This window comes from Bacillus sp. SRL543, assembly GCF_984799205.1.
Window position 1 is genome coordinate 618,693 of the sequence record NZ_OZ481794.1, and the last position, 18,643, is coordinate 637,335.

The window sequence follows — 18,643 nt, forward strand, 5'->3', positions numbered from 1 at the left end:
CAGGGGGAAAATTTATGGACATGGGTCTAAAAAATAAAACGGCTTTAGTTACAGGATCCACCAGAGGCATTGGGAAAGCAATTGCTATTGAACTTGCCAAAGAAGGTGTTAATGTACTGATTAATGGAAGAAACGACGAAGAGGTAGAACGAATGGTGACTGAAATGAAGTTGGATTTTCCGGATACCTCTCCCGCGAATGCAACAGCCGACATAGTGGATCGCAACCAAAGAGAAGCCTTGTTTAGAAAGTACCCCAATATTGACATTCTGGTTAACAATATGGGTATTTACGAAATTATGAAATATAAGGATGTTGACGATGAGGTTTGGGAAAAGTACTTCCGGACTAATGTTCTTGCCGCAAATGGATTATCTAAATATTATTTACCGAAAATGCTGAACCATGGCTTTGGCCGTATTATCTTTATTGCCAGTGAGGAAGCGGTTATGCCTTCTGGACAGATGCCCCAATATTGCATGACAAAATCAATGTTATTATCATTATCTAAAAGCTTATCTAAATTAACAAAAGGTACGGAAGTCACAGTCAATACCATAATGCCAGGGCCAACACTCTCTGAAAATGTGCAACAAATAATTGAGGGGATTTACCCGGATGAGGATATGAGTTTCCCGGATAAAGAGAAAAAATTTATGAATCTAAACTTACCTCAATCCGAGTTACAGCGATTTATCAGACCAATAGAAATAGGACGACTAGCTGCCTTTGTATGCAGCCCCTATGCCAATGCGTTTAAGGGGTCCCCTATCCGTATGGATGGAGGAATGGTGCCAACTATTTATTAGAGCCAAGGGTAGAGCCAAGGGGACAGGTCCCTTGGCTCTTTTTGAAACTGGGCCGAGGGACCTGTCCCCATGGCATCTCATTGTCCAGTCCACCCCTAAAATTCTGCATATGATAACAACAAGTTCTTAGAGGCGAAAATTAGGAATAGGACGCTATAGCAGAAGGGGTGGTTTGTACAGTGCGGATTTTATCAACAGGTCCTATAGACAATAATCTAGTAAACGGTACCCGGGCCACGGTGAAGCTGACAATCCGATTTGTGAACAGAAATGCTGTTAACCCAGCAACAGTAAAAGTTCAGGGATATACGTTAGAGGGATCCAGAACATTGTATGTGCAGGAATTATTTTCTTTAATGCCAAACCAGGTGATTAATAAAGATTATTTTGCCAGTCTGAATGCATTTGAATTTGTTTTTACTACAAACGGCTCAGGTGAAGAGGAAACAGAAATCTCAGTTTGGGGGAAAAATAATAACGGAGTATTAATGGGTGTGCACCGCCTTGTTTCCTCTGAGCTTCTGGGATCGGAGCAGGGCCAGCAAGGACCTCAAGGAGATCAAGGCACACAAGGGGATCAAGGGCCGCAGGGAGTTCAAGGACCAAAGGGAGAACAAGGGCTGCAAGGAGTTCAAGGGCCGCAGGGAGAACAAGGGCTGCAAGGAGTTCAAGGGCCGCAGGGAGATCAAGGGCTGCAAGGAGAACAAGGGCCGCAGGGAGATCAAGGGCTGCAAGGAGAACAGGGACCGCAGGGAGTTCAAGGGCCTCAAGGAGAGCAGGGGCCGCAGGGAGTTCAAGGGCTGCAAGGAGAACAGGGGCCGCAGGGAGTTCAAGGGCCTCAAGGAGATCAAGGGCCGCAAGGAAATCAGGGACCACAAGGGCCTGCAGCTTTATTGACTACAAGAAGCCAAATTGTCCGTAATGCAAATTTAACTTTGCCTGGAGGAGTACGTGAAATTCTTGATATTCCTCTTAATCCTCCAATAACTCTGACAAAAAATACAACGGTTGAGCTTACAGGATTCTTTAGAATGGAATTTATTTCTGACTCTATAGCAAATTATTATTCTTATGAAGGTATTCTTGGCTTAGGAGGAATTGGTTTAGGAGGCGTTCGAACAGAGACTGTTTTTTCAAACGAGGTTTTTAAAAGGGATATCACTTCAAAGAGTACAACAATAAGCCCTTCAGCCAGTTACTTGCTTCCAGATCTGTCTCCTGGAACATACACATTCGTTATGAGCATTAATACGGCTGGTATGCAGCTCCTCGAGCGAAGGCTTTATGAATTTGCTTTTTATGTTAAAGTGTTTTCTTAGTAGTGAGCCAAGGGGACAGGTCCCTTGGCTCTTTTTGAAACTGGGCCAGGGGACCTGTCCCCATGGCCTTTGTCCCCATGGCCTTTTTATATAAATGATGCCAGAAAAAAACTAAGGCTGATCCATAGGCAAAGTGGTGAATAGAGGGCGGTGTCTTGTTTTGCAAATCTGGTATGTTTGATTTTCTTGAAAAAGCCTACATATCTGCCTTCTCCAATAGCGCGCAGCAGGAAAACAGTTCCTCCAGCTATGCAAAGCCATTTTGAAAGAGGGGAAGGTTTGATGATTGTGATCCAATCGACTTGAACCAGTAGAAGTATAGATGCAAAAAAGCAAAGCAGCCCGACAAAAAGTGTGCCTGCCACTCTTGGCTGTAAAACTGGCAATTGACTATCATCCTTAGTTGGAAGAGCCATATTTACTCCCCATTTGCCTCCAAATGCCCAAAAAACATGTAATATACCAATAATGATAAATATTAGAGACGTTATACTTATTAAAGCCTGTACCAAGAGACCACCTCTTCTGTATGTTATGATTCTCCGGAACTAAATTGCCGTATCATAATTATACTTATTTATTTCTCAATTCAGCACAAATTTTGCGGAGGAAGAACCAAGGGGACAGGTCCCTTGGCTTTTTTGGGCCGAGGGACCTGTCCCTATGGCTTTAATTTGCAGCCATAACTAGTTATGATTATGTATGAATAGTTATGTTTAGTTGGAAAGGAAGAAAGATGTGAAAAGGCGATTTGTTTTTTTCTTTAATGCACTGCTGCTTTTTGCTGTGATGGCAGGGTGTTCGGGTAATGAAGCTAAGGATGGACAAGAGGGCGGCAGTGAAAAGAAAGTGGAATTGACGGTTTCTGCAGCGGCAAGCCTTCAAGATGCTTTGAATGATATAAAAGCCTCTTTTGAAAAAAAACATTCTGATGTAATAGTCAACTTTAACTTTGGGGGTTCAGGGGCGCTCCAACAGCAAATATCCCAAGGAGCACCGGTTGATGTTTTTTTCTCAGCGGCAGAAGACAAATTCGATAAACTGGCAGAGGATGGGGTAATTGATACTGCTGATGGACTGGATCTTGTCGGAAATAACCTGGTGCTGGTCGTGCCAAAGAATTCGGATAAAAACATTCAATCGTTTGAAGACCTGGCTAATGCAGGTAGTATCTCAATTGGCACCCCTGACTCTGTACCAGCAGGACAATATGCCAAAGATACACTGGAATATTTAAATGTTTGGGAATCTATTGAAGGCAAAGTTGTATACGCGAAGGATGTCAGGCAGGTCCTTACATATGTAGAAACGAACAATGTTGACGGAGGCATCGTCTATAAAACAGATGCCATGGTTTCGCAAAAGGTAAAAATCGCAGCAACTGCGGAAGAGGATGCCCATGCTCCCATTATTTATCCCGTGGGTGTGATCAAGGATAGTGCCCATCCGGAAGAAGCCCATTTGTTTTACGATTATCTGCAGAATGAAACGTCAATGAAGATTTTTGAAAAGCATGGGTTTAAGAGTTTGAAATGAATTGTGCATGGGGACTTTTGTATTCAGCTGCCAGATCAGGCGGCTTTTTTTATATGGAAGACAGGACAATTCAGTTCAAAATAATTCATAATTCTTATATTTATTTATACCATATGGGGGTATAATATATAACAGCTAATAATATTGGGGAGTGAATGGGGATGAAGAAAAAACTAATTGGTGTTCTTAGTCTTGCTGCAGTTATTGGCTTAAGCGGCTGTGGCAATGATTCCAGCACAGAGAATCACAATAACGAAGCTGAAGAGGGACAGAATGATCATTCCGAGCATTCGGAAATGAACCATTCTAGTTCCGGGGAAGTGCCTGAAGGGTTAAAAGAAGCAGATAATCCCACATATCCAGTCGGAAGCACAGTTATATTAGAAGCCGGCCATATGGAAGGAATGGGAGGTGCTGAAGCAGAAATTTCCGGTGCCTATGATACTACGGTTTATGCCGTTTCTTACACGCCAACAACTGGTGGAGAAAAAGTGGAGAATCATAAGTGGATAATCCAAGAGGATATAAAAGATGCTGGAGATTCTCCATATAAAGTGGGAGATGAAGTCACTTTAAACGTGAAGCATATGGAAGGAATGAAAGGTGCAAAAGCCACAATTGATTCAGCAGAAAGAACGACTGTTTATATGGTTGATTTCACGCCGACAACAGGCGGAGAAAAAGTAAAAAATCACCAGTGGGTTACAGGTGACGAGCTTTCAGCGAAATAGAAGCCAAGGGGACAGGTCCCTTGGCTCTTTTTTTGAGACTGGCACAGGGGACCCTGTGATCTTTTGGGAAAGTTAGTGAAAGTATTTTGAAAATGATAAAATAAAGTGAACCCGCAATTAAAAAATGGGCATGATCCAAGGGGGCAGACCTGTGGCTTTTTATGAGATTGGGCGATGGGACCTGCCCCTTTGGCCTAAAGGTAAGGGAGTTGAAGACCATAGAGTATTTACTCATCATCATATTAGTCTTGTCTGTAATTGGTTTAAGCTTTTTTATGGTATTCTGGGGTGTGTCTCAAATTTATAAAAGTACTAAAAAACCATTAGAACATAACCATGCAATGCTAAAAGCGGAATTAGATTTATTAAAACAGCGAGTAGAATCGTTAGAAAGCAAATTATGAGCCAAGGGGAGCCAAGGGGACAGGTCCCTTGGCTCTTTTTTTAGACTGGGCCAGGAGACCAGACCCCTTGGCATCGTTAAAGTGTTTCGAACTAAAATAAAAATTTTATTAGATAAAGTATAAGTTTACTTTACTTTTATATATAAATAATTTATTATTTTATTCAAGAGGTGATGGTCATGAAGAAAGATTTTGGTGACTCCATATCAAATAAGGTTTATGAATACCGGGTACTAGCCAGGATGTCTCAGCAAGAATTGGCTGAGCAAGTTGGGGTCTCTAAACAAACCATCTTCGTAATGGAAAAAGGGAATTATGTTCCCACGCTGCTGCTGGCTTTTCGTATTGCTGAATTTTTTAAGGTTGATGTAAACGATATTTTCACTTATGAGAAAGGAAATGATTCTAATGGAAATTAAGTCTATATCAGATATCCCTAACGCTCTTTTTTACCCTTTGAAGACATGGGCAGAACAATCCTCCGGGAATTGGAATATCCTTGTGGGAATCGGTTTTTTACTGCTCATAGGCAGTGCCATTTTTGCTTATATTTTTTATAAGAAGATTGGGCAGGATGACGAACGGACAAATAAGATCTTTTTGAAAAGCAGTTACTTTATGCTGATGGCCATTATTATATGTGACACGATTTTTCCGAGGGACTATATGTGGAATATATTTTTCTTATTTAAATATGCTTTGGCAATTCTGGCTTGCGGCATTTATTTGGCAGCTCAATATAAAAAGGATTTCACGTAAGGAATCCAGCTTAGGATGGAGGGTTAAACGATGCTGATAAATAATCTGACTAAGCAATACGGAAGTTCTACAGTCTTACACGATCTTTCTTTAGAGTTGCATCCAGGAGAAATCGTTGGTCTGGTGGGGAGAAATGGCGCTGGAAAAAGTACGCTGATGAGGATTATTGCGCAAACTGTTCAAACCTATAAGGGATCAGTTGCTGACAATCATCAGGTAGGATACTTAATAGAAGAACCAAAGCTATTCAGCAATAAAACGGGACTGTTTCACTTAACCTATTTTTCGGGGATTTACGGAAATACTTTTAAGCTATCTGATTATGAGGAGCTTTTGAGAAACCTGCACTTATTCGAGGTGCTGAATAAAAAGGTAAAAGAATACTCGCTTGGAATGCGGCAGAAGCTGGGAATCGTCATAAGCCTGCTTAATAATCCGAGCTATATTGTTTTAGATGAACCTACTAACGGCATGGATGTGGAAACTTCTTTTGAGGTTTTGCAGGAACTGAGAAAAATGGCTGATGAGCGGAATGTCGGTATTTTGATTTCCAGCCACAAGCTTGAGGATATTGAAGCGGTCTGTGACCGGGTTTTATTCATAGAGGATGGCGCAATTGCTGCTGAGCAGAACTTTTTACAGGAAGAGCAGCGTATGATCAGGCTAGTCTTTGATAATCCAGATGATTTAGCCGAATTCACTTCGGAACAGCATTTCGGCAGGGTAATCTATTCGGGCGACAAAGATATTCAGTTTGAAACAGCTGTGGAAAACTCTGAGATTTTTGAGGTGATAAACCGGCTGGGCATCCGGCTGACCGATTTCACTGAGGAGAAGAGAACCCTGCGCAGTATCTATATGAACAAATTCAGAGGTGAAAATCATGACCATCAGTATTAACAGATATGTGGTTTATAACCTGAAAGAACTGCTTAAAAATGGCTATCTTGTTATTGGTTTGCTTGGGGCTTGTGTACCTGCATTCATTATGGCTTTCGTAATCCTTAACGGGGACACTCCGTTCAACATCAAACATGTTTCTGATTTTTACTGTATGCTGGGCATGCTCGCAGCAGTCTTAACGCCGCTTTACTTTATTAATAGAGACTACTCGGCCAAAACGATCTCTCTGATTAATAACTCAGTGAAAAACAGAAGAAACTATGTTTTCGCTAATGGTATTATCGCACTTTCAGTAAGTTTCCTTTTTGCAGTGATAGGAATGGTGCTGTTTCAAGCGGCAAAAATGCTGGGTGTGTCCGGTGAATTAGAGCTCTCTTTCCTGGCTGGTTTCTCTGTGAATGTCTTTCTCCTGGTAATGACCTATTTCTTATTAGGCTATCTGTTATTCTTATATAATTTTCGCAGTGGTGCGGTATATGGAATTTTAACAGCCACACTGCTGTTTTTCCCCAATGCCCTGGCCAGTATCCAAGGAATGACCCATAACGGGTTTCTTTCAAAAATCATTGAGAACTTCCCCGGGTATTTCTATCCCATCATGGTCGGATCAAATCCGCTCTCTCTTCTGCAATATTCAATTGGCTGCCTTACACTGGCCGTTTTGTTTGTGGCTGTACTTAAAAAAAGTGAAAAAATCGAAATATAGAGCCAAGGGGACAGGTCCCTTGGCTCTTTTTAAAACTGAGCCAGGGGACCTGTCCCCTTGGCTTAAAAGGGAAAAATTTGAAACTATTTTACCGAGTTATCCGTATATTATATAGAATATTAAAAATACATTGAGTATTTAAAGTGTAAATACAAAAGTATAGGCGGTTTTTGTTATGTATGTATACGATGTTGAACCTGCCATTGGGGCGAGACTAGCGTTATTTTTAGCGATCAATCTAACATTGTTGTTTAGCTTTAATATATTAGCGAGAAAATGGTTTAAAGTGGAGAGTAAGAAATTCTTTTCTTATAACCATGTGAATGATAAACATATGAAGATTGATTGGACAATCAGGCTTACGTCAATGGCCAGCATTTTGGTGGGATATGCGATAAACATCACAAGAGACCCATCAGACTGGTATTGGTTTTTACAGCCGTGGTTTTTCCTTCCTGTTTTTATCGTCATTTCTCAAGCAGTCACAGCAGTCATGGAAAAGAAGTATGCTAAGAATTCCAATGCCTATAAAGTAACACTCAGTGAGTTAATATTTATACTTATATTGTTCTTTACATTATACGTGACTGATTTTTGGGGATTGAGATGAGCCAGGGGGACAGGTCCCTTGGCTCTTTTTGAAACTGGGCCAGGGGACCTGTCCCCCTGGCTCCAAGAGAAGGTGATTTTTATTAGAAAAGTAATCCAATTTTTTATGTTCATATTGATTGTAAGTCTGTTTGGCTGCTCGAAAATCCCCATAAATGATGATGATGTTTTAGAATTGCTGAAAGTATATAAGAAGGAACAATATACAATTGAGGAGCCCTCTGACCCACCCATAAATGATGAAATAGTTGAACGTGTAAAGCCATATTTAAGCGAGAGAGCCCTGGAGAAACTGAATGCAAATCGTGTCTTTAGCATTGCACCGGATATTGCTTCCCACACAAATAAACCCGTTAAGGTGAACGATGTTCAGATTAAAGAGCTGGAGAAAAATGAAGATGGTACAGCTGATTATACTTATACTGTAGAAATCCAGCTTGGTGAAGGGGCTAATGCAGAAATCATTAAAACCAATGGACAATTAACCGTTTCATCTGAAGATGGCTTGAAAATTATTAGGGACTGGGAAGAAAAAGATCATTTTAAAAAATTTTATTAAAGTTTAGCTGCCAAACCAGGCGGCTTTTTTTACACCCAAAAAGGGACAGTATATCGAAAGAAGGACATGGAGAATAAAAATAGAATCTATTGATAGAAACGATAAGGAGGTGATGCATGGGTTCATGATTATCTTAAAAACCATGCAGCCTCTTGTAAAGGGATATAAGAGTTAGAAAAATAGTTATCAAAAAGGAGGCTGCCATTTGAAAAAAATACTATCAGCCATAATGTTAATCCTTGTTTTATTGATGGCGTCATCCAGTAAAACAGACTTTGAAGATGGCAGCCTAATTCATGATGAGCAAACACAATCAGCAGATCGACTGAGTAAGGCTGTAGAGGTGGCATACAGTGAAAAAGAATTTGCTGAATTGGGGAGGATCTTTAACTTTGAAAAAGAACTTCCCAGTGTTGATTTTGAAGAATCGGCTATTTTAATCGCACAAACAATGGAGAACTCTTGTCCTAAAGAAATTGAAAAATTAGAGTTGGATAAGGCAACAAAAGAATATTTAATAATTGAAACCGCGCAAAAAGGGAATACCTGTAACGACATTGTAATTCCAAGGACTTTTGTTTTCAAGTTAGACAAAGAAAAGTTAGAAAAAGTTGAAAAGGTTATGTTTGAAGGCGAGGAATTTACCTTAGAAGATTAAGCATCAAAGATATTATTTGATTAGGAGATAGCAGATGAAGTCACCATACAACAAGGTTTATATACCTTTAACTATTATTGCAATTATTGTATTGATCCTGCATAAAATTGGGCCGTTTGCTGGGCAATTAAGACTTGCTGGCTTTGCTCTCTTCACTATACTATGTGCTGCCTTAGTTATCGAAAATAGAAGGACTAAAGGAAAAGTATTTGCGGCTATTGTTTATTTCTTTTTTGGATTTGTTATGTATAAATTTAGTTAAGCTAATTGTTGTAGGGCGAATTATCATACTCCTAAAGGAGGATCAATCCATGAATATTTCAATCCATACAGCAAAGATTTATGACCACTACGCTATTAATTTAATTGTTAAAGAGGGCCAGGATGAACACTCAGAAGCACTGCCATACATATTTAATAAGGTGGACCAGGTTATGCCAGAAAGCTACTGCCGCGAATTGCTGGAAGACCCAAAGAGTGAAATACTAATTGCTAAAATATCTGAAGAAATAGTAGGGTTTGCGGTTATAGAATTAAATGAATCTCCACCATTTGACTCAATGGTACCAAGGAAATTTGCTTATATGAATGATTTTGGCATAAAGAGAAGCTGCCAAAGAAAAGGAATAGGGAAAATCTTATTTGAATCATGTGTGGAATGGTCTAAAAACAAAGATGCTGCATCCTTAGATCTAAATGTCTGGGAGTTTAACAAAAAAGCCATTTCGTTCTATGAGAATTTTGGGATGGAAACCATCAGCAGAAAAATGACATTGCGTTTATGAACCAAGGGGATAGGTCCCTTGGCTCTTTTTAGGCTGAGCCGAGGGACCTGTCCCCTTGGCATATCAACATCAGGAATAATGGTCAATTGCGGGGAGTGAACAAATCGAGAATAGTGTTGGCATATTTAAAAACAAAGTTGATGATAATATGATTTTAGTTCCATTTGGAGTTGACGAAAGCGGTGTATCACGAGGGCTGAAGAAATATAAAAGGGTCAATAAATCAGAAGGTTCCAAGACTGTTGGTGCCAGTTTGAAAGAGTGTTTCGATATTATCATAAACAATGAATATACTATCGAAGATATGAAAAATGTGGATTTAAAACGGATTACTGGTGATAAGAGCGAAAAGAAATTTACTGAAAAGCATCTTTATCAAATTGTTTTTTTGGTTCAGCACAAAGGCTTCGAATTTGAACCTAAAATTCGGAACGAACAATACAACTGTTATAGCGGAAATGGCTGGGTATCAGAAGAGCTTTTGCTAAGTGCTTCTAATGAAGAACTGGGAGAAGCAGTGTTTAGAACGTTAGAACTTTGTAAATGAAGAACCACAGGAACAGGTCCCTGTGGCTTAATATAGGAGAGGATGAACAATCTTGCTAACAAATTTGTACTTTGTACGTCACGCACATTCCCCATATACACCTGACGAATTAGCCAGGCCCTTATCTAGCAGAGGCTTTGCAGATGCAGAAAGGATCACTGGCGTTCTTGAAAATGAAAACATCGATATTGTCATTTCCAGTCCTTACAGGAGGGCGGTTCAAACGGTTGAGGGAGTCGCAAATGTGATAGGGAAAGAGGTAATAATTGAAGATGGTTTCAAAGAACGGTACTTATCTGCAAAACCTGTAGAAGACTTTACTTTAGCTATTACAAAGGTATGGAAGGAACCTTATTTTTCTTGGGAAGGTGGAGAATCCAATATTGATGCCCAGAAACGGGGTGTTAAGGCGACACTAAAGGTATTAGAAAAATTTGAAGGTAAGAATATAGCAGCAGGAACACATGGTAATATTATGGTGCTAATTATGAATTACTTTGATAAAAAATATGGCTTTAGTTTTTGGGAAAACCTTAATATGCCGGATGTTTACAAATTAACTTTTGATAAAAGGGATCTGAAAGAAGTTAATAGAATTTGGAATCGGTAGAATGTTGCTTAACTACAGCGCCAATTTAGGTGGCTAACAAAAGGGTCAGATTTTAGATTAGGAAAAGCTTTTAATAGGATAGAAATATACATAAAGTCTTTAATGGGAGTTGGAAAGTTTGGAAAGCCATCAGTTACCCAGAGTAATACTTAGGGAGTTATCTCTTGATGATGTTGAGGACCGTTATAAATGGTGTCTGGATAGAGAGGTTATAAAGCATCTAAATATGCCTAATAAATATCCTCCGTTTAGTAGGGAAGAGACACAGAAGTGGATTGAAATGTGTATGCACCGAACGAACGGCTATGAACAAAGAGCGATTATGACGGAAGAAGGAAGGCATATTGGCTGGGTAGACTTAAAGAATATAGATCAATTGAATAAACACGCTGAGCTGGGAATAGCCATCGGTGATAAAGATTACTGGCATAAGGGATTTGGTTCAGCAGCTATGCAAGAAATGCTGAAGGTTGGCTTTAAAGATTTAGGCCTAAATAAAATTTGGCTTAGAGTAGAAGTGGATAATGAAAAAGCGATTAAGTCATATAGTCGAGCAGGATATAAAGAAGAAGGTATTCTGAGGCAAGATAGATTGAGAAATGGAGAATTTGTTGACCGTCTGAGGATGAGCATTCTTAAAGATGAATTCTTCGAGTAACAGGGCATTTAGTTAAAGAAGGGGTTAGCCATATAATATTGAATACACATATCTTCACAATGGCCATACCAAAAGAAAACCAAGGGACCTGACCCCGTGGCATATCATGGGAGGATATCAAATGACCGTAACATTATCGCTTTGTCCTTATGAAGATAAAACGGTTCTATCTAATCTGATTCAGTTATATCGTTATGACAGCAGTGAGTTTGAGGGCCATATTTTAAGTAAAGAGCCAAGGGGACAGGTACCTTGGCTCTTTTTGGCTGGGCCAGGGGACCTCTCCCTGTAGATACGCTGACTTAATCTAATGAAAAATAAATATAAAAAAGGCGGTGAAGTCATCGCCAAGTTCAAGCGTCTTTTTTTGAACGTTCCTTATGATAAATATAGTCAACCCGTTCTTTAGTTTTCATGAGTAGTGAAGATAAAATTGCAGTGTAAATAGTTGTTAAAAGAATTGCAATAATTCCTACACCAAGCAAATTATTATTACGATACATTAATAACACCACCTTATTCTTTTAAAGTTGCAATAATATGTTGCTCTTGAAACTTATTTTTATTCAAAGAACCAAGGGAAGAGCCAAGGGGAGAGGTCCCTTGGCTCTTTTTAGGCTGGGCCAAGGGACCTGTCCCTATGGCATCTCCCTGTGGCACCATAAAAGAAAAATCTCAGGATCAAATCCCTGAGGTTTTTTTTGTGAGTGAACGATTCGACGATCATAATCGTCTTAAAAGTAAATAAACAATTGGGTGGAGAGAAAAATGAATGAACTGTTAAATGCAATTCCATGGGGAGCGGTTGCGCCCATACTTGTCTTACAGCTAATTCTGATGATTGCAGCATTGGTTTCTTGCGTCAGAGAAGAAAAAACGAACGGACCCAAATGGTTGTGGATCCTTATTATTCTCATGATCAATTTAATCGGACCAGTGCTTTATTTTGTTGTTGGAAGGAGAAATGATTAATGGAGTTATTAAAAGCGAACGATTTAGTAAAAAGATTTGGAAATATGAATGCTGTTAAAGGAATCAATTTTCATATTGAAGAAGGCAGGTGCGTTTCATTACTTGGACCGAATGGGGCAGGAAAAACAACGACTTTAAAAATGCTATCCGGATTGCTGGAGCCAACTTCCGGCAGTATTGATTTTAAAGGGGAAAAAGCAAAGGATTTAAGGCAGTACATTGGTTATTTACCTCAATATCCCGCTTTCTTCAATTGGATGAGCGGAAAGGAGTTTCTTGTTTTCGCCGGCCAATTAGCAAAGCTGAATCGGAAAGAAGCGGAAAAAAGAAGTGAAGAATTACTTGAACGCGTGGGTCTGACGGATGCGAAGAAAAGGAGAATAAGGGGGTATTCCGGCGGAATGAAGCAGCGCCTGGGATTGGCACAGGCACTTATTCACCGTCCGAAACTGCTTATTTTAGATGAGCCTGTTTCAGCGCTCGATCCACTTGGGAGACGCGAAGTATTGGACATGATGAGGGAGATTAAAGATGAAACCACCATCCTCTTCTCCACGCATGTCCTTCATGATGCAGAAGAAATAAGTGACGACATTCTTATCATGCATGCCGGGGAAATTGCGGTATCTGGCAGCCTGGAAGGTGTAATGGCAGAGTATCGGCAGCCTATTATACAAGTTGAATTCGAATCACAGGCTGCCGATTGGCTAAAGAGCCTAGCAGGTTATGGCTTTGTATCTGAAGTAAACATCCAAGGTAGTAAAGCCAGCATCGTATTAAACGATATGGTAAATGGGAAGCAAACATTATTAAAAGATATCGTGGATAATAAGCTTCCGATTCGTAAGTTCGAGGTTTCCCAAACAACATTAGAAGATTTATTTATGAAAGCGGTGAAGTCATGACACAATGGACTGTTCTTTATCGAAAAGAAATGTTGGAAATGGCGCGGAATTTTAAACTTTTATGGATTCCCATTGTCTTTATTTTGCTGGGTGTCATGCAGCCGGTCAGTATGTATTATATGCCGCAAATTTTGGACACTTTTGGCAGTCTTCCAGAAGGTACTATCCTTGAAATGCCTGTTCCAACGGGGGCAGAGGTACTAATGGCTGTTCTATCAAATTATGGGATGCTTGGTGTGCTTATCCTTGTTTTGAGTGCAATGGGTGTCGTTTCCGCAGAAAGACAGAGCGGAGCAGCAGGTATGGTCATGATTAAACCGGTTCCTTATTCCTCGTATATATTATCGAAATGGGCCGGGTTAATGACAATTACACTTCTTTCATTGTTTATCGGATATGCAGCTTCCTGGTATTATACGAATTTACTCATTGAAACAGTCGCTTTTAAGCACATTTTCCAAAGTGCAGCAATCTACAGCATATGGCTGGTTTTTGTTGTTACCCTGACGCTGTTTTTTAGTACGGTCATGAAAGGAAATGCTAGCGTCGCTTTTCTGACCATTTCTGTGGTCTTTGCCATTTCAGCAGTTACATCCGTTCTGGGAAAGTATATGGAATGGAGCCCGGCTGCAATGACTGAACACACAGGACAGGTCTTGTTGTCAGGAGAACTGGATTCAAGTTTCCTGCCAGCTTTTATTACAACTATTGCTATTATCATCATCGTTCTCGTCTCATCCATACAAATCTTTAAGAAAAAAGAGCTATTAGAATAAAATAGGTTTCCTGCGTGTGTGTTTTATAAGCTTACAAAAATATCACTTATATTGTAGGTTGCTTGTTTAATATCAGCTGCCAAACCAGGCAGCTTTTCTTATTCCATAAAAAGGGCAGGTTAGTTCGAAAAGGAAATAGAATATAAATGAAGAGGAAATTGGAAAGGTGGGTGAGTGAATATAGCGATATTGTAAAATGTTTTTTCAACCCGAAGAATTTGTTGGCCAGAGTCGGATGATTCCATTCTTGCTGAATACAAATAACCATTAATATAATCCTCCCCTTTAACTAACGAGCTTGGGTCAAAAATCAGACCGCTTTTCTTATTCCAAAAAAGGGGCAGTATCCTTTAATAAGCAAATTTCTGCAGTTTAATGCAAGGTATAACAAGTCGGCTTAAGTGTTGGCAAACGCTGCTTATCAACAATATAGATATATTGTTGGTGAGAGAAACACAACCCCTGATAATTCAAGTAAACAAATTCCATCAAATGGAGTGTTTTAGTGGTAAAAAAATAATATTTTTTAGTATTCTATTCTTTAGTGTACTTGAATATATATGGATCTTATTCATTATTGATAAATATGGAGATATTATGTGGATTAGTAATATATCAGTTTACTTAATCTATATCATAATCTTAAATATAATCCTTTTCTTAAGGTCCAAACCAAGATTCAAGAACTTGCTTCAAACAATATCTTTAATAATCTTACTGATCATACCAATATCGATATTTATATTTAAACCCAATTTTACAGTAGAGGAAGCTCTAAATTCTTTAGAGGAAAGGCAGCAAGAGTCATTATTGTATATACATTTCCAAAAATACAATAATGAGAAAGTCTATGTTTTTCATTCTAAAAGAAGAGAGGAAAGGTATTTTTTTAATCCTTATAATGGTGATTTCGGAGATCTTAAAAATGAATAGATAATTGGCATAGACTTACTCAAAAGGGTATTGAATACTTTACCGTTTTGAGTCAGTCTTTTTCTGTTAATCAAATATAAAACTTAAAGCTCGAGTCTTTGGACAGTTTCAGCCGTCAGATCATTTTGTGTTTTCTCGCCGGGACCCTCTGTTAGACAAACGGGATTACTTGAAAAGTAGTAATGGGTTTTTGTGGTAAAATTAAGTTATATAATTTTTAAAAAATATAGGGGGGGAGGAGGAGTGGATATGCGAAGCTGCGTTAATTGCAAGAAACAGTTTAGTTGGGAAGAACAAGAAAAATCTACGAGAAACTTGCTTACATATCCAAAAGTTGAATGCACAAATTGTGGTGTAATAAATAAGATAACTATACCATATTATATTTTACACTTTTTCGTTAGAAGCACTCCGTTTTTAGTATTCTTCCTGCTGCTTAAAAGCGATATTTCAAATAACATTAGTTTCCTTATATTTTTGGTTAGTTTTGGAGCTATCTTATATATAGAACCATTTTTGGCTAAGTATAAGAAAGAAAAATAAGGTTTTTTTAAAAACTACTATTACGCTAACGGGAGCGGGCTTATGTTACAAACCTCTGCAAAGCCGGGCGGCTGCAAAGGGACTTTTTTTTTGAATATAAGGGCATAGGAAATAAGAAACGCCTGGAATACCATGCGTATTCATTATTTGTCCAAGAATTGCTAGAACTTGTTTCGCAGTCATGTTGGCAAGATATTTGACCACTAACGTTGTGGTTTATGATCAAGTTTAGTGTATCCAGGCAGCTTCCTTTTATGGCTTTAGGAGCATTTAAACTTAATAGGAATGGCAAATAATCATTTTAAAATACCAGATAATAGAAGAATACTATTCCATTTTCCTAGGGGAGTACGCAGTGGTGAAAAATATATGGCAAGAAGATGATGAATATTATAAGTTGGAACCTTTAACAAATAAAGTAGTAGAAAAAGCAGAAAAAAAACTTGAAATAAAGTTGCCTAAATCCTATATTCATCTTCTTAAAGAACAGAATGGTGGATATATAAACTATAATTCGTTTCCTTCTAATGTCCCAACATCCTGGGCTGATGATCATATTAATATAGAACACATTTTAGGTATAGGTGAAGAAAACGGTATATTAGAAAGTGAATACTTAATAAAAGAATGGGGATTGCCTAAAAACATTGTATTGATCTCAGGCAGTGGGCATTCATGGGTTGCGTTGGATTACAGAAATACAAAAGAAGAGCCTCCTATTATATACATTGATGTAAATTCTGAACAGATTGTTGAATTAGCTCCTAATTTTGACACATTCATTATTGGATTGTACGCAGAAGAAACAGAACTTGAAGATATTTATTATGATAAAGAGGAAAAACATTGGACTCCCGATGAACTTAACAAAGCCTTATCAACAGCTAACGAACAAGAAATTATCCTCGCTTTGAACTATCTTTATGAAAATACAAAGGGAAATGAACAATTCATTGAACAAACATTAATTGTTCTCCTTCAAAATTCTGTTATTGATATTAAAAGGATAGCTGTCAATTTTGCTAGTCATTTCAATGAAATAGGGATACTGTCTGCTAAAGGGGTTAAAGAAATGATATACCTTATACGGAAGGATAATGAAATTGAATATTATGCAGATATGTATTTCAGTGAAAGTTGAGGTGAACTTCTTCAGCTAACAGGGGCTAAAGTTCCAGATCACTGCCCAATCTGGCGGCTTTTCTTCTTCGATAATAATTTTATTGATATCGATAAGGTTACGGCCTTCTCTCATATTACTTTTTGAAAATTCCATAATTTGATATGATATAAGCAAAGTAATAGACAGAGGGAGTGCAAAAAAATATGGAATACATAACACTTAATAATGGGCTGGAAATGCCTATAGTAGGTACAGGCACAAATACTTATGGAAAAGAAAACAACGATTATAACGGGGCGTTAACAAATGAAATACCTGAACTCGCGGCAGCAGTTGAGTTGGGTTACCGTTCCATAGACGCAGCCATCATGTATCGAAACGAAGAGCTTGTTGGAAGAGCTTTAGCAGAAAGCACAGTGCCTCGGGAAGAGTTTTTCATTACGACAAAAATTCCAGCCAGTGAAGAATATATTTCTTCAAAGGAAGCTACCTGGGCAGCTATTGATAATAGTCTAAAAAACTTCCAAACAGACTATCTCGACCTGCTTCTTATTCACTTCCCGATCGAAGACAAAGTACAGCTTAAAAACACTTGGGAAGTCTTTGAAGAATATTACGAAGCGGGTAAACTAAAAGCAATCGGTGTTTCAAACTTTCAAAAAAATCATCTGGATGAATTGAAAGAATTCGCTAATGTAAAGCCGGCTGTTAATCAGATACAAATCAACTTAAAAGAACCTAACAAAAATCTCCTTGCTGTATTAAAAGACGAGGGCATTACCCCTGTTGCATGGGGACCTATGAAAGCCGAAGCCCACCAAAAAGAAGCTCTGGATGAAATCGGTAAGATCTATCATAAATCTGGTGCACAAGTCTTATTAAAATACCAAATCCAGCGCGGTGTGATTGTTATTCCTAAATCTCACAACCGTGAAAATCAAGCATCTAATCTAGATCTTTTCGATTTTGTATTGTCTGCAGAAGATATAGAAAAGATCGAAAACCTATAATTAGTTGGTCCTTTTATCCTGGTGATATGAATAATATTGCTGGGATTTTTACGTGAGTCTCAAACTTTCCACAACTGTATTCAAGGATTTGAAACAACAAGGCAGGTGTATGTAGAGAGGATACTCGTTTATGAATTTGAGGGGAAAAATCATTTGTTCGCTGCAAGTGATGATAGGCCTTATCTTTAGTTATTTGGCACTGCAAAGAAATTTAATGGACACAAAATTAGGTTCCTCTTTTGTTGCTATCATCGGATTTATGGAGGCTTATATAGTTTCCAAAAGATAGAAATATACATTACGTATAGCACTGCTGTTGTTCAGTTGAAGGAGCAGGTCAGGTCAAGAACGGATATATAAAATACCTTGAATTGAGCTCACTAAGGGGGTAATTAAATGAAAAAGTTTGGATTTATAATAGGTATAGCAATAGTTGTTACAGCTGTGTTCATATTCGTAAATAAATTGTACTATCCTTCTCTTCCAATAAAAACCTTATCAGCAAATGAAGCAATTGAAAAATTAAAAGAATCGGAAAGTAAAATAGCCGAAATAGCAGTAGAAGGCGATTCTATTTGGTATATCACAAGTAGTGAGAACAGAGGTAAATCGATTGCTGATGAAAATATAAAACATATGATTAGTTCAAACGGATGGAAATTTAAAGAAAAAGATGGTGCTGGTCTGTTCTTTGAGAAAGACGGAAGGAGATTAATTGCTACCACGCAAATGTGGACTGGGAATTATGTTCTCGTTAAAATCCCAGGTGATTTTAAATAATTTTGAGA

The 18,643-nt window shown here is 38.4% G+C and carries 26 protein-coding genes; 24 read left to right on the forward strand and 2 right to left on the reverse strand.

The window, feature by feature from the left end; all coding sequences use genetic code 11:
• Window positions 1-14: 14 nt before the first annotated feature.
• Window positions 15-809, forward strand: coding sequence for an SDR family NAD(P)-dependent oxidoreductase (locus tag AC4E8B_RS03300; RefSeq protein WP_490217008.1), 795 nt, complete (start codon window positions 15-17; stop codon window positions 807-809).
• 179 nt (window positions 810-988) lie between these two features.
• Window positions 989-2,128, forward strand: a complete 1,140-nt coding sequence (locus tag AC4E8B_RS03305) for a hypothetical protein (protein ID WP_490217009.1) — start codon at window positions 989-991, stop codon at window positions 2,126-2,128.
• Between the two features lie 86 nt (window positions 2,129-2,214).
• Here AC4E8B_RS03305 and AC4E8B_RS03310 read toward each other — a convergent pair whose 3' ends face one another.
• Window positions 2,215-2,640, reverse strand: coding sequence for a DUF3995 domain-containing protein (locus AC4E8B_RS03310; RefSeq protein ID WP_490217010.1), 426 nt, complete (start codon window positions 2,638-2,640; stop codon window positions 2,215-2,217).
• Window positions 2,641-2,866: 226 nt separating this feature from the next.
• Here AC4E8B_RS03310 and modA point away from each other — a divergent pair, with 226 nt between their 5' ends.
• The 16 genes from modA (at window position 2,867) to AC4E8B_RS03390 (ending at window position 11,885) form a co-directional block, all read left to right on the forward strand.
• Window positions 2,867-3,664 carry a molybdate ABC transporter substrate-binding protein gene (gene modA / locus AC4E8B_RS03315; protein WP_490217011.1) on the forward strand — a complete coding sequence of 266 codons (798 nt, stop codon included), beginning with the start codon at window positions 2,867-2,869 and terminating at the stop codon, window positions 3,662-3,664.
• Window positions 3,665-3,819: 155 nt separating this feature from the next.
• Window positions 3,820-4,395 carry a YdhK family protein gene (locus tag AC4E8B_RS03320; RefSeq protein ID WP_490217012.1) on the forward strand — a complete coding sequence of 192 codons (576 nt, stop codon included), beginning with the start codon at window positions 3,820-3,822 and terminating at the stop codon, window positions 4,393-4,395.
• A 161-nt stretch (window positions 4,396-4,556) separates the two neighbouring features.
• Window positions 4,557-4,799, forward strand: coding sequence for a hypothetical protein (locus AC4E8B_RS03325; RefSeq protein WP_490217014.1), 243 nt, complete (start codon window positions 4,557-4,559; stop codon window positions 4,797-4,799).
• A 179-nt stretch (window positions 4,800-4,978) separates the two neighbouring features.
• A complete protein-coding gene (locus AC4E8B_RS03330; RefSeq protein WP_022543327.1) occupies window positions 4,979-5,218 on the forward strand; it encodes a helix-turn-helix transcriptional regulator in 240 nt (79 codons plus the stop codon).
• Window positions 5,208-5,558 (forward strand): DUF2178 domain-containing protein, encoded by a 351-nt coding sequence (locus tag AC4E8B_RS03335; protein WP_490217016.1) that lies wholly within the window; start codon window positions 5,208-5,210, stop codon window positions 5,556-5,558. Before AC4E8B_RS03330 ends, AC4E8B_RS03335 begins: the two co-directional genes overlap by 11 nt.
• A gap of 30 nt (window positions 5,559-5,588) precedes the next feature.
• Window positions 5,589-6,458 (forward strand): ABC transporter ATP-binding protein, encoded by an 870-nt coding sequence (locus AC4E8B_RS03340; protein WP_490217018.1) that lies wholly within the window; start codon window positions 5,589-5,591, stop codon window positions 6,456-6,458.
• Entirely contained in the window at window positions 6,442-7,167 is a 726-nt protein-coding gene (locus AC4E8B_RS03345) for an ABC transporter permease (protein WP_490217020.1), read from the forward strand. The genes AC4E8B_RS03340 and AC4E8B_RS03345 overlap by 17 nt, the downstream gene beginning before the upstream one ends.
• A gap of 175 nt (window positions 7,168-7,342) precedes the next feature.
• On the forward strand, window positions 7,343-7,777 hold the full coding sequence (locus tag AC4E8B_RS03350) for a DUF4181 domain-containing protein (RefSeq protein ID WP_490217021.1): 435 nt from the start codon (window positions 7,343-7,345) through the stop codon (window positions 7,775-7,777).
• An 18-nt stretch (window positions 7,778-7,795) separates the two neighbouring features.
• Window positions 7,796-8,335, forward strand: a complete 540-nt coding sequence (locus tag AC4E8B_RS03355; RefSeq protein WP_490217023.1) for a hypothetical protein — start codon at window positions 7,796-7,798, stop codon at window positions 8,333-8,335.
• A gap of 205 nt (window positions 8,336-8,540) precedes the next feature.
• Window positions 8,541-8,993 (forward strand): hypothetical protein, encoded by a 453-nt coding sequence (locus AC4E8B_RS03360; protein WP_490217025.1) that lies wholly within the window; start codon window positions 8,541-8,543, stop codon window positions 8,991-8,993.
• A gap of 34 nt (window positions 8,994-9,027) precedes the next feature.
• Window positions 9,028-9,255 (forward strand): hypothetical protein, encoded by a 228-nt coding sequence (locus AC4E8B_RS03365; RefSeq protein ID WP_426839598.1) that lies wholly within the window; start codon window positions 9,028-9,030, stop codon window positions 9,253-9,255.
• 49 nt (window positions 9,256-9,304) lie between these two features.
• Window positions 9,305-9,778, forward strand: a complete 474-nt coding sequence (locus AC4E8B_RS03370; protein WP_490217026.1) for a GNAT family N-acetyltransferase — start codon at window positions 9,305-9,307, stop codon at window positions 9,776-9,778.
• A 148-nt stretch (window positions 9,779-9,926) separates the two neighbouring features.
• Window positions 9,927-10,325 carry a hypothetical protein gene (locus AC4E8B_RS03375; protein ID WP_490217028.1) on the forward strand — a complete coding sequence of 133 codons (399 nt, stop codon included), beginning with the start codon at window positions 9,927-9,929 and terminating at the stop codon, window positions 10,323-10,325.
• A 52-nt stretch (window positions 10,326-10,377) separates the two neighbouring features.
• Window positions 10,378-10,935: a histidine phosphatase family protein gene (locus AC4E8B_RS03380; protein ID WP_490217029.1), complete on the forward strand. Its 558-nt coding sequence runs from the start codon at window positions 10,378-10,380 to the stop codon at window positions 10,933-10,935.
• A gap of 109 nt (window positions 10,936-11,044) precedes the next feature.
• Window positions 11,045-11,593: a GNAT family N-acetyltransferase gene (locus AC4E8B_RS03385; protein ID WP_490217031.1), complete on the forward strand. Its 549-nt coding sequence runs from the start codon at window positions 11,045-11,047 to the stop codon at window positions 11,591-11,593.
• A gap of 121 nt (window positions 11,594-11,714) precedes the next feature.
• Window positions 11,715-11,885: a hypothetical protein gene (locus AC4E8B_RS03390; RefSeq protein WP_490217032.1), complete on the forward strand. Its 171-nt coding sequence runs from the start codon at window positions 11,715-11,717 to the stop codon at window positions 11,883-11,885.
• Between the two features lie 61 nt (window positions 11,886-11,946).
• Here AC4E8B_RS03390 and AC4E8B_RS03395 read toward each other — a convergent pair whose 3' ends face one another.
• Window positions 11,947-12,096: a hypothetical protein gene (locus tag AC4E8B_RS03395; RefSeq protein WP_490217034.1), complete on the reverse strand. Its 150-nt coding sequence runs from the start codon at window positions 12,094-12,096 to the stop codon at window positions 11,947-11,949.
• A 265-nt stretch (window positions 12,097-12,361) separates the two neighbouring features.
• Between AC4E8B_RS03395 and AC4E8B_RS03400 the strand changes: the two genes are divergently transcribed.
• The 6 genes from AC4E8B_RS03400 (at window position 12,362) to AC4E8B_RS03425 (ending at window position 18,635) form a co-directional block, all read left to right on the forward strand.
• Entirely contained in the window at window positions 12,362-12,565 is a 204-nt protein-coding gene (locus AC4E8B_RS03400) for a PLDc N-terminal domain-containing protein (RefSeq protein WP_490217035.1), read from the forward strand.
• On the forward strand, window positions 12,565-13,470 hold the full coding sequence (locus AC4E8B_RS03405; RefSeq protein ID WP_490217036.1) for an ABC transporter ATP-binding protein: 906 nt from the start codon (window positions 12,565-12,567) through the stop codon (window positions 13,468-13,470). The genes AC4E8B_RS03400 and AC4E8B_RS03405 overlap by 1 nt, the downstream gene beginning before the upstream one ends.
• A gap of 29 nt (window positions 13,471-13,499) precedes the next feature.
• Entirely contained in the window at window positions 13,500-14,246 is a 747-nt protein-coding gene (locus AC4E8B_RS03410; protein ID WP_490217037.1) for an ABC transporter permease, read from the forward strand.
• Between the two features lie 1,834 nt (window positions 14,247-16,080).
• Window positions 16,081-16,863, forward strand: coding sequence for an SMI1/KNR4 family protein (locus AC4E8B_RS03415; protein ID WP_490217039.1), 783 nt, complete (start codon window positions 16,081-16,083; stop codon window positions 16,861-16,863).
• A 185-nt stretch (window positions 16,864-17,048) separates the two neighbouring features.
• Entirely contained in the window at window positions 17,049-17,855 is an 807-nt protein-coding gene (locus AC4E8B_RS03420) for an aldo/keto reductase (RefSeq protein WP_490217040.1), read from the forward strand.
• 396 nt (window positions 17,856-18,251) lie between these two features.
• Window positions 18,252-18,635: a hypothetical protein gene (locus tag AC4E8B_RS03425; protein WP_490217042.1), complete on the forward strand. Its 384-nt coding sequence runs from the start codon at window positions 18,252-18,254 to the stop codon at window positions 18,633-18,635.
• Window positions 18,636-18,643 lie beyond the last annotated feature (8 nt).

What these genes read in the sequence shown, in the direction of transcription:
- AC4E8B_RS03300 (WP_490217008.1), top strand. Translation starts at nt 15, where the DNA reads ATGGACATGGGTCTAAAAAATAAAACGGCTTTAGTTACAGGATCCACC.
- AC4E8B_RS03320 (WP_490217012.1), top strand. Translation starts at nt 3,820, where the DNA reads ATGGGGATGAAGAAAAAACTAATTGGTGTTCTTAGTCTTGCTGCAGTT.
- AC4E8B_RS03325 (WP_490217014.1), top strand. Translation starts at nt 4,557, where the DNA reads ATGAGATTGGGCGATGGGACCTGCCCCTTTGGCCTAAAGGTAAGGGAG.
- AC4E8B_RS03330 (WP_022543327.1), top strand. Translation starts at nt 4,979, where the DNA reads ATGAAGAAAGATTTTGGTGACTCCATATCAAATAAGGTTTATGAATAC.
- AC4E8B_RS03335 (WP_490217016.1), top strand. Translation starts at nt 5,208, where the DNA reads ATGGAAATTAAGTCTATATCAGATATCCCTAACGCTCTTTTTTACCCT.
- AC4E8B_RS03340 (WP_490217018.1), top strand. Translation starts at nt 5,589, where the DNA reads ATGCTGATAAATAATCTGACTAAGCAATACGGAAGTTCTACAGTCTTA.
- AC4E8B_RS03345 (WP_490217020.1), top strand. Translation starts at nt 6,442, where the DNA reads ATGACCATCAGTATTAACAGATATGTGGTTTATAACCTGAAAGAACTG.
- AC4E8B_RS03350 (WP_490217021.1), top strand. Translation starts at nt 7,343, where the DNA reads ATGTATGTATACGATGTTGAACCTGCCATTGGGGCGAGACTAGCGTTA.
- AC4E8B_RS03365 (WP_426839598.1), top strand. Translation starts at nt 9,028, where the DNA reads ATGAAGTCACCATACAACAAGGTTTATATACCTTTAACTATTATTGCA.
- AC4E8B_RS03370 (WP_490217026.1), top strand. Translation starts at nt 9,305, where the DNA reads ATGAATATTTCAATCCATACAGCAAAGATTTATGACCACTACGCTATT.
- AC4E8B_RS03375 (WP_490217028.1), top strand. Translation starts at nt 9,927, where the DNA reads ATGATTTTAGTTCCATTTGGAGTTGACGAAAGCGGTGTATCACGAGGG.
- AC4E8B_RS03390 (WP_490217032.1), top strand. Translation starts at nt 11,715, where the DNA reads ATGACCGTAACATTATCGCTTTGTCCTTATGAAGATAAAACGGTTCTA.
- AC4E8B_RS03395 (WP_490217034.1), bottom strand. Translation starts at nt 12,096, where the DNA reads ATGTATCGTAATAATAATTTGCTTGGTGTAGGAATTATTGCAATTCTT.
- AC4E8B_RS03400 (WP_490217035.1), top strand. Translation starts at nt 12,362, where the DNA reads ATGAATGAACTGTTAAATGCAATTCCATGGGGAGCGGTTGCGCCCATA.
- AC4E8B_RS03405 (WP_490217036.1), top strand. Translation starts at nt 12,565, where the DNA reads ATGGAGTTATTAAAAGCGAACGATTTAGTAAAAAGATTTGGAAATATG.
- AC4E8B_RS03410 (WP_490217037.1), top strand. Translation starts at nt 13,500, where the DNA reads ATGTTGGAAATGGCGCGGAATTTTAAACTTTTATGGATTCCCATTGTC.
- AC4E8B_RS03420 (WP_490217040.1), top strand. Translation starts at nt 17,049, where the DNA reads ATGGAATACATAACACTTAATAATGGGCTGGAAATGCCTATAGTAGGT.
- AC4E8B_RS03425 (WP_490217042.1), top strand. Translation starts at nt 18,252, where the DNA reads ATGAAAAAGTTTGGATTTATAATAGGTATAGCAATAGTTGTTACAGCT.